Annotated in this window: 12 protein-coding genes; 9 read left to right on the plus strand and 3 right to left on the minus strand. The window is 34.4% G+C overall.

From position 1 onward, the window contains the following. Positions 1–21: 21 nt before the first annotated feature. From murA to I580_RS02145, 5 genes are all read left to right on the plus strand, one after another. Positions 22–1320 carry a UDP-N-acetylglucosamine 1-carboxyvinyltransferase gene (murA, locus tag I580_RS02130; RefSeq protein ID WP_010772958.1) on the plus strand — a complete coding sequence of 433 codons (1299 nt, stop codon included), beginning with the start codon at positions 22–24 and terminating at the stop codon, positions 1318–1320. 13 nt (positions 1321–1333) lie between these two features. Continuing rightward, the gene (locus I580_RS16640; RefSeq protein ID WP_071865817.1) at positions 1334–1510 is read left to right on the plus strand and encodes a DNA-directed RNA polymerase subunit beta; all 177 of its coding nucleotides are present in this window, start codon (positions 1334–1336) and stop codon (positions 1508–1510) included. Between the two features lie 513 nt (positions 1511–2023). Next, the gene (locus tag I580_RS02135; RefSeq protein WP_010772956.1) at positions 2024–2659 is read left to right on the plus strand and encodes a 3D domain-containing protein; all 636 of its coding nucleotides are present in this window, start codon (positions 2024–2026) and stop codon (positions 2657–2659) included. Between the two features lie 245 nt (positions 2660–2904). Beyond that, complete coding sequence (locus I580_RS02140) at positions 2905–3267, plus strand: PTS glucitol/sorbitol transporter subunit IIA (protein ID WP_010772955.1); 363 nt, start codon at positions 2905–2907, stop codon at positions 3265–3267. Positions 3268–3271: 4 nt separating this feature from the next. Further along, on the plus strand, positions 3272–4438 hold the full coding sequence (locus I580_RS02145) for an AI-2E family transporter (protein ID WP_010772954.1): 1167 nt from the start codon (positions 3272–3274) through the stop codon (positions 4436–4438). 45 nt (positions 4439–4483) lie between these two features. On the opposite strand, the gene I580_RS02150 is transcribed toward I580_RS02145, so the two are convergent. Beyond that, a complete protein-coding gene (locus tag I580_RS02150) occupies positions 4484–5104 on the minus strand; it encodes an FMN-dependent NADH-azoreductase (protein WP_010772953.1) in 621 nt (206 codons plus the stop codon). 141 nt (positions 5105–5245) lie between these two features. Then, a complete protein-coding gene (locus I580_RS02155) occupies positions 5246–5539 on the minus strand; it encodes a rhodanese-like domain-containing protein (RefSeq protein WP_010772952.1) in 294 nt (97 codons plus the stop codon). Between the two features lie 279 nt (positions 5540–5818). On the opposite strand from I580_RS02155, the gene licT reads away from it, so the two are divergent. From licT to I580_RS02170, 3 genes are all read left to right on the plus strand, one after another. Continuing rightward, positions 5819–6661, plus strand: a complete 843-nt coding sequence (gene licT / locus I580_RS02160) for a BglG family transcription antiterminator LicT (RefSeq protein WP_010772951.1) — start codon at positions 5819–5821, stop codon at positions 6659–6661. 181 nt (positions 6662–6842) lie between these two features. Beyond that, on the plus strand, positions 6843–8732 hold the full coding sequence (locus tag I580_RS02165) for a beta-glucoside-specific PTS transporter subunit IIABC (RefSeq protein WP_010772950.1): 1890 nt from the start codon (positions 6843–6845) through the stop codon (positions 8730–8732). Positions 8733–8883: 151 nt separating this feature from the next. Beyond that, a complete protein-coding gene (locus tag I580_RS02170; protein ID WP_010772949.1) occupies positions 8884–10332 on the plus strand; it encodes a glycoside hydrolase family 1 protein in 1449 nt (482 codons plus the stop codon). Positions 10333–10391: 59 nt separating this feature from the next. Here I580_RS02170 and I580_RS02175 read toward each other — a convergent pair whose 3' ends face one another. Then, entirely contained in the window at positions 10392–11306 is a 915-nt protein-coding gene (locus I580_RS02175; RefSeq protein ID WP_010772948.1) for a helix-turn-helix domain-containing protein, read from the minus strand. 529 nt (positions 11307–11835) lie between these two features. On the opposite strand from I580_RS02175, the gene I580_RS02180 reads away from it, so the two are divergent. Then, positions 11836–12423 (plus strand): guanylate kinase, encoded by a 588-nt coding sequence (locus I580_RS02180; protein WP_010772947.1) that lies wholly within the window; start codon positions 11836–11838, stop codon positions 12421–12423. The last annotated feature ends 75 nt before the right edge of the window (positions 12424–12498 follow it).

A 12498-nucleotide genomic window follows, 5' to 3' on the forward strand; every position in this document is an offset into this window, starting at 1 on the left:
AACTTTTTTGGGGGGAACAAAATGGAACAGATCATTGTTCATGGTGGTAACCAATTAAAAGGAACTGTGAAAATCGAAGGGGCTAAAAATGCAGTATTGCCAATTTTAGCAGCAACCTTATTAGCTGAAGAAGGAACAACAACGTTAACGAATGTGCCGATTCTTTCTGATGTCTTTACAATGAACCAAGTTATTAAACATTTAAATGTAGATATTGATTTTAATGAAGAAGCAAACCAAGTTACAATAGATGCAACTAAGCCTTTAGGCATCGAAGCAAATTATGAGTATGTTAGTCAAATGAGAGCGTCAATTGTTGTTATGGGGCCTTTATTGGCTCGTAACGGACATGCAAAAGTTGCGATGCCCGGTGGATGTGCAATTGGAAAACGACCAATTGATTTACATCTGAAAGGTTTCCAAGCATTAGGAGCTAAAATCATTCAAAAAAATGGCTATATTGAAGCTATTGCGGATGAATTGATCGGAAATACGATTTATTTAGATTTCCCAAGTGTAGGGGCAACTCAAAACATTATGATGGCAGCTGTGAAAGCCAAAGGTATGACAGTAATCGAAAACGTTGCTAGAGAACCTGAAATCGTAGATTTAGCTAATATCCTTAATAAGATGGGTGCTAAAATCGTCGGTGCCGGCACTGAAATGATGCGTATCGAAGGTGTTGAGAAACTTCATGCAGTGGAACATTCAATCGTTCAAGATCGTATTGAAGCTGGAACATTTATGGTTGCGGCTGCGATGACTGAAGGAGATGTTTTGATTGAAGAAGCTATTCCAGAACATAATCGTCCGCTTATTTCTAAGTTAACTGAAATGGGTGCTATTATTCGCGAAGAAAGAGGCGGTTTGCGTGTCATTGGTCCGAAAGTGATTAAACCTACTGACATTAAAACGTTACCTCATCCAGGCTTCCCTACAGATATGCAAGCACAAATGACTGCGATGCAAATGGTAGCAGAAGGATCAAGTGTAGTAACTGAAACGGTATTTGAAAATCGTTTCCAGCACTTAGAAGAAATGCAACGCATGAATGCGGATGTGAAAATTGACGGAAATATCGCTATTATCAATGGTACTCAATCATTACAAGGTGCTGCTGTAGAAGCGACTGATTTACGTGCTGCTGCTGCTTTGATTTTAGTTGGATTACGTGCTGAAGGTATTACACGTGTATCACACTTAGAGTATTTAGATCGTGGCTATTATAAATTCCATGAAAAACTTCAAAAACTAGGTGCTAAAGTGGAACGTATAAATGACGAAAAAGTTACAGAAAAACAACTGTCTACTGTTAATTAAAGGGGAAATAGATATGAGTTCGACACGCTATATTATAGTGACTTTGTTGAAAGTTTTAGTAGTGATTGCCTTAGTAATCATCTTATTTGTAGCCGGAACAATGATTGGTTATGGAGTGATTGGCGGAGGAAATCCAAAAGATGTGTTCAAAGAAGAAATCTGGACTCATATTTCAGACTTTTTTAAATAAGAGATATGTTAAGTGAGGTTGAGGTCGAGAAAAAAGTGTTTAGCTCCGAGAAATAAGAGGGAGTTCGCAAAAATTGTTTTTCAAATTTTTGTGGATTTCAACTTATTTACGAAGGAGTTGCTTTTGTCCCGCTCTCAGCTTTTTTGTTTTTTAAATAAAATTACAATAGTTTTATGCAGATTATGTTTGAATTATTTGTAATCGACTTGTAACAAAGAACTATTTATCATCTTATTTGACAAATTTATCAAGGGTATATCAGATAAATATAACTTTAATCTTAAAAAATATATTTTTTTTAGATTTTAATGAACATGAAATAAACTTGATAGACCAAGCGTTAATTTATGTTTCTATGCTCTTTTTTAATAAATAATGAGAATATTTCCAATGTAACAATGAATAAAACGTTTTCCTATATCCTGTAACTTACCTTTAATTAATTAGTAACCATCAGTGGCTTGCTGCGTGTTATGATTGCTCCCGTACGAAATTTAGGGAGGAAACAATTAAATGAAGCGTAAGTGGTTATCGATTTTCTTTATCATTACCTGTTTTATCACAGGATCAGTTATCCCTGTGTATGCAGCTGAAAATAAAAGTAGTGAAATAAAAAGTTTAACAGACTACACTGTTCTACCAGAACATAAGGCAAAGTCGTTATCAAACACAATAATCAATTCAATAATGGATGGGCAAGCATTTCAAAAAGTAAAAGCAGATATTCTAGCTAAAGAACAAATTGAAAAAGAGCAGGTAGCTAAAGCAAAAGCCGAAGCAGATAAAAAAGAACAACTTGCCAAAAAACAAGTAGAAGCTGAACTAGCTAAAGAAAAAATTGAAGGCACTAAACCAAGTGGTCAAAAGGTACTAATGGAGGCGACTGCTTATTCTTGCAATGAAGGATTTATAGGTGGCGGGAATTTAACTGCAATGGGACAAGACCTTAGGGTAGATCCGATGGCGATTGCAGTAGATCCTACGGTTATTCCTCTAGGTACAAAATTATATGTTGAAGGTTATGGTGAAGCAATTGCTAGTGATACTGGTGGTGCAATCAAAGGAAATATTATTGACCTCCATTTTTCAGATGTATCACAATGTATTAATTGGGGCCGAAGACAAGTAGAAGTGACAATTTTATCGTAATAGTTTTAAAATAAATCAATCGTATATGGAAAGAGTTTGGGATAGAAGGGTTTAATTCCATCTTCTTTCCGAAGGGATTGCTTGTGTTTCAATCGTTTATTTAAGTTTCATGTGAGTGGGATATGACTCGAAGAGTTATGTCTCACTCACTTTTTTTATCAATTCTAAAAGCCTAAAATAACAAATAAGGTAAAAGGTTATATGTTATAATGAAGATGATCAATTGGAGAAGGAGCGATAAATGGATGAAAGCTATAGTGACAGAAATCGGTGCGAGTGCACTAGATGAAAAAGAGCCGATGATTATTCTTTTTGGTGAAAATGCTACAGAGGGATTAAAAGAGTATTCAGTGATTCAAAAATTTCAAGAACTACCGACGCTAGATATTAAAAAAGGAAATCTGCTAAGGATCGATGAACAAGAATATACGATTCAATACGTTGGACCATTTGCCAATAATAACTTAAATAGTATTGCTCACGTAACGTTAGTTTTTGCAGAAGTACCTGAAGAAGACGCGATTGTGAATGGCCTATATCTTGATCCTAGCCAATTTCCAACAATCAAAGTTGGAACAATAATTGAGTATGATTCGCTTGGAGTGTGAGTAAATGGGACAAGAGAAAGATAAAGAAAAACGATTTTCTTGGTTTTGGCGTTGGTTCCTAAATAATCAAGTTGTGACCTCATTATTGATAGTGTTACTCATTTTGTTGATTTTATTAGTATTTACAAAAGTCTCCTATTTATTTAAACCAGTTTGGCAGTTTGTTGGAGTCGTTGGGTTGCCTTTGATCATGGCTGGGATATTGTATTATTTAATGAATCCAGTAGTTGATTATCTAGAAAAAAAACAAATACCTCGGCTTTGGAGTATTATCGGACTATTCATTGTTGTAGTAGCATTGATTATTTGGGGACTTGTTGTAATTGTGCCTAAAATTCAAGAACAAACGATTAGTTTCGGAAATCATTTTCCTCAATATATCGATACGATCGATCAAAAAATGCAAGAGATCTTAAGTGATCCATTTTTTGCTCAATTTCGTAGTCAGTTAGAGGATATGGGGGATCGGCTAATTAATTCGTTAGGAGATATCATTCGTAATATTTCTACATTTACTGTACAAGGGTTAGGTAGTTTCTTTGGAGCTGTTGCAACCATTGTTGTTGCAATCATTACAATGCCGTTTATCTTATTCTATTTATTGAAAGATGGTAAACAGTTAGCGCCATATCTGATGAAATTTTTACCAAATAAAATGCGTCAGCCTACATTGAAAGTATTAGGAGAAGTGAATTCTCAAGTTTCTTCTTATATTCGTGGTCAATTAACAGTCGCATTTGCTGTAGCAGTCATGTTTATTTTAGGCTTTTCCTTTATAGGTCTAGACTATGCGATTACACTAGGAATCACAGCAGGTTTTCTTAATCTGATTCCATATCTAGGATCATTTTTAGCAATGGTACCAGCTGTCTTTTTAGGTATTGTAGGTGGCCCCGTTTTACTAGCCAAGGTTTTAGTTGTTTTTGTTATTGAACAAACAATTGAAGGACGTGTGATTTCACCGTTGGTATTAGGGAGTCAACTTGATATTCATCCAGTCACGATTTTAGTCGTATTATTGACCTCTGGGAAACTATTTGGTGTTGTAGGAGTTATTTTGGGAATACCTGTTTATGCTGCGGCTAAGGTCATCATTACCCACATATTTGAATGGTATAAAGATGTATCAAGTTTATATCATGAAGAAGAAGAATTAAAAAAACTTGAATAAAAAAAGCCGAAATGGACAAATTTGTCTGTTTCGGCTTTTATATTTTTAAAATGTTTTACCTAAAGTAGTTGCTTGGTCCATAGCGGCACCTAATAATTCTTCCGCTTTTTCTGGATGATGGTCGATTCCTTCGATAAATAATTGGTCGACTTCAGCAACACCAATAAAGTTCAAAATGCCTTTTACATATTGAGAAGCAAAGTCTTGTCCATCGTAAAAACCGCCATTTGATTGGATGTGTAGGGCTTTTTTGCCAGTAGTTAAAGGTTTAGGACCTTCTTCAGTATATTTAAAAGTTTTGCCAGCTACATTGATTGTATCAACCCAAGCTTTTAAGCGAGATGGAACATTTAAATTCCACAAAGCATTGGCAATAACTACTTTATCAGCGCTCAAAAATTGATCAGTTAATTCGTTGAAACGAGCAACTTTAGTTTGTTGGCTTTCATTTAAAGCGGTAAATTCAGTTCCAGTACGTAATGCACCCCATCCAGAAAGTAATTCTTCATCAATCTCTGGCACAAAGTCAGAATAGACGTCAAGAACATCGATTTCATCCGCTGGATTTTGTGCTTGATAGCTTTCTAAAAATGTTTCTAAAGCTCGGACAGAGCGAGATTCTTCTTTAGTAAGCGGGTGTGCCTTTACAACAAGTAATTTTGACATGTAAAATCTCCTTTAAATACCTAAGTATCATTATTTATAAACACAAACTATTTTACTAATAAAAAGTAAGAAAATCAATGTTTTTGCATAAATTCTATAAAAAATAAGTATTCAACTGCTGAATACTTATTTTTTGCTTATTTAAAAATCTTTAGAAAGTTGTTTTATTCCGCCAATTACATGGACTGCGTGAAAGCCTTTAGTAGCCATAAAAGAGGCGATGACTTCAGAGCGGCGACCACTGTAACTAATGATGTGATACGTTTTTGCTTTATTCAATTTTTGTAACATATTTGGTAAAACCGTAACAGGTAGTGATATAGAATGGGCTAAGTGACCTTGTAGGTAACTATTAGTTTCACGGATATCGATGACGTTAAGTTCTTTGTTCGTATAAAGTGTTTCAAAATCTGGAGTAGAAATTGATTCAAACATGCAACTCATCCTTTGAATAGATTTTTTAAAACTCTGGGATCGATTGTAACGCTTTTTCATTTGCTTTGCAATCGGGTTTTGACAATTCTTAAGAAGTGTCCAATAAACTATTTTATAGTTTATTTTTGAAAAGGGTTGCAAATGATTAAAAATAATGGTATGCTGTGCATGTAATAAGGATTGTTACTGTTCGGCAGGCAAAACCTGAATCTTCCATAGCAGTTTATTTGGGTGGATTCTAGGTTTTTTTCATTTGTATTTGTAAAAGTGAGGTTCATCATGTATATTGAAAAAATTTTAAACAACAATGTCGTCATGACAAAAAATGAATCAGGTGAAGAAATCGTCTGTATGGGCCGAGGACTAGCGTTTCAAAAAAAGATTGGTGATTTAATTGATCCCACATTTATTGAGAAAGAATTTGTTCTGAAAGATTCTATTACATCTGGGCAGTTCCAGCAGTTGTTCGCGGATATTCCATTAGAAGAGGTTGAGATTGTTAAAACAATTGTAGATATGGCTGAAGAAGATTTAGGAATCGAACTTTCTTCTAATATCTATTTAACCTTGACAGATCATGTGCACTACGCCATCATGAGAGCTAAAGAAGGTCTTGAGATGCCTAATCCACTGATGTTTGAAACAAAAAAGTTTTATCCTAAAGAATTTGCTATCGCTCGAAAAGGGGTAGCGTTGATAAAGGAAAAACTGGACGTCGATTTTTCTGAAAGTGAAGCAGGATTTATTGCATTCCATATCGTAAATAGCGAACAAGCAAATGGGAATATGGAAGTGACAATGTCTGCAACCGAAATGGTACGAGACATATTAACAATCATTAGTCGTTATTTTGGCAAACCTTTTGACGAAGATTCATTGAATTACCAAAGGATCGTGACGCACTTACAATATTTTGCCCAACGTTACTTGCAAAATGAGGCACATGATGAAGAAGACGATTTTCTTTACGAGCTGATTCAGAGTAAGTATCCTAAAGCATTTCAGTCAGTCCAAAGGATCAATGACTATCTAGTAAAAAAGTATCAAAAACCGATTGACAAAGCAGAACAAATTTATTTGACCATTCACATTCAGCGTGTCGCTGGTGATCGAAAGGCATAGCATTTATATCTTTTAAAATTTAACTTTCAATCGAAGCGGATTGTTACTGTTTAGCAGGCAAAACCTAGATTGAAAAAACAAGTGATCAATTATATTTATGTGTTTTTGTAAGTATAGTTAATTATTGTTTTTTCAGTTTAGGTTTTTTTATATAAAAAATTAAAGAAATGGGGTATATAAAATGAGTAAAAATCAAGAAATAGCTGAACGCGTTTTAACGCTAGTTGGCGGAGAAGAAAACGTGAATAGCGTAGTTCATTGTGCAACACGTTTACGTTTCAAATTAAAAGATGAGGAAAAAGCAGATACTGAAAAATTAAATCAAGATCCTGACGTGATTCAGGTTGTTAGAAGTGGCGGGCAATATCAAGTCGTAATCGGCAGTCATGTCAGCGATGTCTATAAAGAATTGATGGCACATAGTGGTTTAGGTGACGATGATTCGGAAAAAGACACAGGACCTAAAGGTAATATCTTTAATCAATTGATCGATATTATTTCTTCTATTTTTACACCGTTCCTAGGCGCAATGGCTGGAGCTGGGGTTTTAAAAGGATTCTTAACATTAGCTGTTACACTGAATTGGCTGACTGATAAATCAGGTGTTTATGTTGTTCTTTTTGCAATTGCTGATGGGATTTTCACATTTCTACCGATTCTACTGGCATTTACTGCTGCGAAAAAGTTCAAAACGAATCAGTTTTTGGCAGTCTGTCTTGCAATGGCGCTGGTTCATCCTAGTATTACTGCTTTAGCAGGACAACCGCTGACTTTTGCTGGTATCCCTGTAATTATTGGGGCAAGTGCGTATACATCATCTGTTATTCCAATTATTTTAGCAGTTTATGTTCAAAGTTATGTTGAGCGTTTCTTTAAGAAAGTGATTCCTTCTTTCTTACAAATTATTTGTGTTCCTTTAGCAGTTTTCTTGGTAATGGCACCAGTTACGTTTATTGCAATTGGTCCAATCGGTACAATCTTAGGTGACTTGTTAGGAAAAGGCTACAATGGTATTTATGGTTTTAGTCCAATTATCGCAGGCGCTGTAATGGGTGGTTTATGGCAAGTATTCGTTATGTTTGGAATGCACTGGGGCTTTGTGCCGATTATGATGCTTAACTTATCACAAGCAGGTGGTGGAGTTGATACAATGGCACCAATGTTATTACCAGCTGTTTTGGCTCAAGGCGGAGCAGCATTAGCAGTCTTCTTTATGACAAAAAATGTAAAATTAAAAGGGTTAGCTCTTTCTTCTACAATGACTTCGGTATTTGGGATTACAGAACCAACGGTATATGGTGTTACTTTACCACTTAAAAAACCATTTATTGCTGCTTGTATTGGTGGCGCTGTCGGTGGAGCATTTATCGGTTTCAGTCATGTTCAAAACTATGTTTTTGGTTTGATCAGTTTATTGAGTTTACCAGGTTTTATCCCACAAGATACAAAAGATACATCTGGTTTGGTAGCTGCAGTTATTGGAACAGCAATTGCATTTGTCATTGCATTTGTGTTAACGTTCATTTTAAAATTTGAAGATAAACCAGAATCAAGTAGTGAAACAGCTGCCAAAGATAATAATCCTAACTCAGTTGCGCACAATAGCGATAAAAACGATAAAATTGTTTTAACAAGTCCAATTACTGGAACAATCGTTTCTTTAGACAAAGTAGAAGATCAAGTATTTTCATCAGGTGCTTTAGGTAAAGGGGTTGCGATCGAACCAACTTTAGGTGAACTTTATGCACCTGCTAACGGAGAAATCACAACACTATTTCCAACAGGTCATGCCGTTGGGATCACAACAGAAGATGGTGCAGAAGTATTGATGCACATTGGAATGGACACCGTTGAGATGGATGGCGATGGATTTGATATTTTAGTGAAACAAGGAGATAAAGTCAAGCAAGGTGATTTGTTAGTTAAATTTGATATTGAAAAAATTAAAGCTGCTGGTCATCCAGTTGTGACACCTATTGTTGTTACAAATAGTGGTGACTATCTAGATGTATTAGACATGGATCAAACAGATGTTTTACATGGAGAAGATTTCTTGGCAATTGTACGTTAAACGAATGTAGGGTATTATGCTATCGTGCTATGAGGGCTAGTTCTTTGGAAAAAAACTATAAATGAGACTAAAAATACCTTAGTGATCGTTTCCTATTTTTCTATCAGAGCTGAACATGCCCTCTAAGTTTTTAGAATAAGGAGGAATATATATGTCAACAAAGACAACTGCATTTCCAAAAGGATTTTTATGGGGCGGTGCAACTGCTGCTAATCAATTAGAAGGTGCTTACCGTTCAGACGGTAAAGGCCTATCTGTAGCAGATGCGATGCCTGGAGGGAAACAACGATTTCAAATTTTAGGTAGTGATACATTTAATTGGGAAATCGATGAAGACAAATTTATTTATCCTAACCATCGTGGGATTGATCATTATCACCGCTTCAAAGAAGATATTGCATTGTTTGCGAAAATGGGTTTCAACTGTTATCGATTTTCTATTGCATGGACAAGAATTTTTCCTAAAGGCGATGAAGCAACACCAAATGAAGCTGGTCTAAAATTCTATGATCAAGTAATCGACGAGTGTTTAAAACATGGGATTGAACCTGTTATTACAATCTCGCATTATGAAATGCCCTTACACTTAGCGAAAGAATATGGTGGTTGGAAAAATCGTCAAATGATCGATTTCTTTGAGAACTATGCAACAGTTGTGTTAACTCGTTATGGGAAAAAAGTAAAATATTGGATGACCTTCAACGAAATCAACTCAGCATTCCATTTCCCAGCTTTAAGTCAAGGAATGGTCAAAGCAACTGGTGCTGGTGATTACCGAAATGTTTTCCAAGCTTGGCACAATCAATTTGTAGCTAGCGCTAAAGCTGTTAAAATTGGACATGAAATTAATCCAGACATGCAAATCGGTTGTATGATCATTTACGCAACAACATACAGTATTGATGCAAATCCAATCAATCAAATGGCAACACTAGCACAAAATCAAGAGTTTAATTTCTATTGTACAGATGCTCAAGTTCGTGGTGAATATCCAGCATATCAGCAACGTATGTTTGATAAATATGGCGTAATGGAATTAGAAATCGGCGAAGATGATTTAGAATTGATGAAAAAACATACAGTAGATTACATTGGATTTAGTTATTATATGTCTTCAGCAGTCAATGAAACAGCTGAGGAAGAGGATACAGTAGTTGGGAACTTATTAGGAGGTGTTCGTAACCCATTCTTAGAAGCGAGCGAATGGGGCTGGCAGATCGATCCTGAGGGCTTAAGAATTGCATTGAATGAATTATATGATCGCTACCAAAAACCTTTATTTATCGTAGAAAATGGTCTGGGGGCAATCGATAAAGTAGATGAAAACTTTTATGTGGAAGACGATTATCGTATTGATTACTTACGTCGCCATATTGAGGCAATGTCAGATGCAGTAAAAGATGGTGTAGATTTAATGGGGTATACTCCATGGGGCTGTATTGATTTAGTAAGTGCTTCTACTGGTGAGATGAGTAAACGTTATGGCTTCATTTATGTAGATTTGGATGATAACGGGGAAGGTACAATGAATCGTTATGAGAAAAAATCATTTAATTGGTATAAAAAAGTAATTGAAACGAATGGACAAGATTTGAAATAAAAATACTAAAAAGAGCCGTAATTCAGAGAGTTAATCTGAGTTATGGCTCTTTTTAGTTTCTAGTATTTAAAGATTCCAATCGGATAGTTTTTATCATCTTTCATTGGAATTGAAAATTGGTTGTATGTTAAAAATTTTATTTCTTTTTTTAAATTTTCTGCTTGGAGTGTATCACCAATATTTTCCAGTAGTCTAACAAAATCATAAATATGTTCCATGTATTTATGATTTCCGGTCAATAAATACTGTAATAAATTGTGTAAATATTGTAAATTCATACGATAATTGTAATTTGAAGCAGTCATATCTTGCTTATTTGCAAAAAGTATATATTTTTGAGCACCATTATAGTCTTTTTCATAGATTCGAGAAGTTATTAAATTTGTAATGGTTGTGTAAGCAAAATTTTTAGTGACATAGTCTCGTCGATTTTCATTTGGAATAGGGATTGCCCGAGCAATGATCAGGTCTTGCTGTTTAAACGTAAAGAATCTAATCATGTTACAGATAATAACATAATCGTATTGCTGATAGTAATTTTTTTTCAATAAATACTGAGCTGTTTTTTTTATTTCTTGTTCAGTAATGGGGTCGATTTCTTCCCAAAACTGAGAAAAATAGGATTTTATAACAATGTAATTTGAAAATTCTTTTAAATTAAGCTGCCTTTCTTTCAAAGTAGAATAATAGGCAATCAGTTTTTTCTTTTTTGTATGATTATCCAAGTGAGAAGCACAGTAATAGAAAAGATCTTTAAACTCTTTCTGATCTTCGTCTAAAGAAACATGTGCAAAAAACTCTTCAGAAGACACCGATAGTTTTTTTAAAACTTCTGCAAGAGTATCTATTCTAATGACTTGTTTTCCATGCTCGATTCGGGAATAAGACGAAGGGTCTAAATAATTGTCTAACATTTCTTTTTGAGTGAGATGCAATTGTTTTCTAAAGAAACGCAATGTTTCACCTATATTCATACGTTATACTCCTTTGATTTGCAGATATGGCAAAAAAGAAGAAGAGTTTCATAGTGATTTGAATTATTTGTAAAAAACAACTCTAATTCTTGTTCAATATGCAATAAAAGCTTAAAGTTATTTATTTAATTCTAATAGTCTGTTATTATTATCTTGTAAAGATGTTTACAGACTATATATTATTAGAATGGAGGAGAAAAAATGATTTTAGCTGCTGTTGTTGCTGGGGTATTCGCGATTGTCGTAGCCCCTTAAAAATATGAGCATCTTCTAACATTTCAAAGCTTGGGGAAGTTTAGTGCTGTTAGAAGATGCATTCACAGTATTTTTAATTAAAATACTATTTATGTAAGTATAACATTCACTGGAACAAATTGATAGTTATTTTTTACTATATTGGAAAATTACTTTATACTATATAAATATATATATAGAAACAGACAATCACGATTGGAACGTATTCATGATTGTCTGTTTCTTTGAAGTTGTCTTTTAATTGTTGTATAGTGAATTCACAGGGGGGATAACGATGAAAAGCAAGAAGCTGAAACATCCTTTTTTTGTTATTATCGGTCCGAGCGGATCAGGAAAAACTCGAGTAGCAGAAGCTGTTTTTCCAAAAGAGTACAAAGTGATTTCACATACAACTCGCCCAATTAGATCAGAAGAACAAGATGATATAGATTATTATTTTGAAACTAAAGAACAATTTGACTATTTAGTGAACACAGAAGCACTAGCTGAGTATGATACGTATCATGGTAATCAATACGGGGTAGGAATTGCAGAATTACTGAACAAAACTAAAGATCATTATGCTTATGATGTTTTAACGATTAAAGGATTTCAGGAAATTCAAAAACAATTTGGAAATATGGTTATTCCTATTTTTTTAGAAGTATCTAAAAAAAATGTATTATCAAGATTGGAAAGTAGAGAAGAAAATGAAGAAATTATAAAAGAGCGTGGAGCACTTTACGATCAAGAGTCAGGAAATATAGCGAAAGTGAGGGAGTATCCGTATCACTATATAATTGATGCGAATCAATCCTTTGAAAAGGTTGTCGAAGCTGTAAAGCGGGTGATCACTGAAGTAACTAGACTCAATCTAAGATAAAATAAACTACATATTTCTGGCATCTATTATTTCAGAAACATTAGTTTAAAACAGGATAGAAACTAATTCATTTGT

Source organism: Enterococcus caccae ATCC BAA-1240, from assembly GCF_000407145.1.
Classification (GTDB): Bacteria; Bacillota; Bacilli; order Lactobacillales; family Enterococcaceae; genus Enterococcus_L; species Enterococcus_L caccae.